This window comes from Sulfurimonas sp. (assembly GCF_027056685.1).
Classification (GTDB): domain Bacteria; phylum Campylobacterota; class Campylobacteria; order Campylobacterales; family Sulfurimonadaceae; genus Sulfurimonas.
Genome location: NZ_JALUKE010000250.1, coordinates 1 through 1772, shown reverse-complemented (window position 1 = coordinate 1772; position 1772 = coordinate 1). Strand labels below are relative to the sequence as shown.

The 1772-nt window shown below is 40.8% G+C and carries 2 protein-coding genes; one reads left to right on the top strand and one right to left on the bottom strand.

Features of this window, described 5'->3' with window-relative positions; all coding sequences use genetic code 11:
* The first annotated feature begins 189 nt into the window (after nucleotides 1-189).
* The gene (miaA, locus tag MVY38_RS10990) at nucleotides 190-1080 is read left to right on the top strand and encodes a tRNA (adenosine(37)-N6)-dimethylallyltransferase MiaA (RefSeq protein ID WP_297486282.1); all 891 of its coding nucleotides are present in this window, start codon (nucleotides 190-192) and stop codon (nucleotides 1078-1080) included.
* Here miaA and MVY38_RS10985 read toward each other — a convergent pair.
* Nucleotides 1077-1772, bottom strand: a 696-nt coding sequence (locus tag MVY38_RS10985) for a nitrilase-related carbon-nitrogen hydrolase (RefSeq protein WP_297486279.1), incomplete at its 5' end; no start/stop codon positions are given. The genes miaA and MVY38_RS10985 overlap by 4 nt on opposite strands.

Here is a 1772-nt window from a genome sequence, read left to right as displayed (position 1 = left end):
TAGTCGGCAGAGTCAGATGTGTAGAAGAGACGGGCATGTAAAAAAGATATTTTCACAAGAGCTTGACCATATTTACTACAGAGGTCTCACCCCGCTAAACGCAGCGGCAATAGAGACAAAAAATATCTCCGACCATAATCCACTCTATGCACTTTTTGAGCTACAATCTTAAAATGCTATAATTCATTTATGAAACAACTTGCCATCATTGGACCCACCGCATCAGGAAAGAGTGATTTAGCCATTAGTGTTGCACAAAAAACTGATGCCTACATTCTTTCCATAGACTCGCTCAGCATCTACAAAGAGATAGATATCGTTGCCGCAAAACCATCAAAGAGTGAGTTAAACGCAGTAAAACATTTTGGCATTAATGAACTCTACCCTAACGAATACTTTAGTGTTGATATTTTTATAGATTTATACAAAAAGACAGTAGCGGCATGCCAAAAAGATGACAAGAACCTCATCATCGTTGGTGGCACCTCCTTTTACCTTAAATCTCTGCTTGATGGACTCTCGCCACTTCCAAATATCACAAACCAAACGCAGAGAATTGTAGAACAAAAACTTCAAAATTTAGAAGAGTGTTATAAACTTCTCTCTTCACTTGACAGCGCGTATATGCAAAAAATAGCACCTAATGACAGCTACCGCATTGAAAAAGCGCTGCTTATTTATGAAGCTTCCAAGCTCACTCCCTCAAAGTGGTTTCAAGCACATCCACCACAGCCAGTCATAGCAAATCTACCTGTTTTTAACATCGATGTAGAACGTGAAGTGCTGCGACAAAGAATAACACTGCGTACACAAAAGATGTATGAGATGGGGTTAATAGATGAAGTCTGCTACCTTGAACAAAAATACACACGCTCACCCCATCCTATGGGTGCCATTGGCATTGTCGAGGTTTTAGAGTATCTTGATGCAAAAGTTAGCAAAGAGGAGATGCTTCAAAACATTACAACCCATACAGCCCAGCTCGCAAAACGCCAACAGACCTTTAACCGTACACAGTTTGGCGACATCACCTCTGCGAAGCTTGAGGATTTGGAAGCTATTATTTTACAAAATATCTAACAAATATCTTTATACATATCAGGTCGTCTATCTCGCAGTAGTCCCCAGTACTCTCTCTGTTTTGCATTCTCATCCAAGTCAAACGCAGCGTAAAGAATCTCCTCTGAGTTTCGACTCGCTTCAGCCACTTTTGCCCCTGTATAATCAGTAATAAATGAAGAGCCATAAAATGTTAGCTCACAGCTCTCACCAATCTCTTTGCCATAGCGGTTTGCCACGACAACAGGCACTGTATTTGTCGCAGCGTGTCCCATCTGTACACGCTGCCAATGCTCTTTTGAATCAAGCTCAATCTCAGGCTCACTTCCTATGGCAGTCGGATAAAAAATAATCTCAGCACCTTTAAGTGTTAAAGCCCGTGCCGTCTCACAAAACCATTGATCCCAACAGATACCTACGCCAATTTTTCCAAAACTTGTATCATAGACTTGAAAGCCGGTATTTCCTGGTTCAAAGTAAAACTTCTCTTCATACCCCGGACCATCGGGAATATGTGTTTTACGATAATTTTGCAACACATCACCCTTGTCAATCACGACCAAAGAGTTATAATAAGCACTCTCTGCCTTTTCAAAATAAGAGACCAATACAACTATCTCAAGCTTGTGTGAAAGTACTGCAAACTCGGCTATTAGTCTGTTATTTTGAAGTGGCGCAGCCCATGAAAAATACTTCTCATCCATATCTTTGCA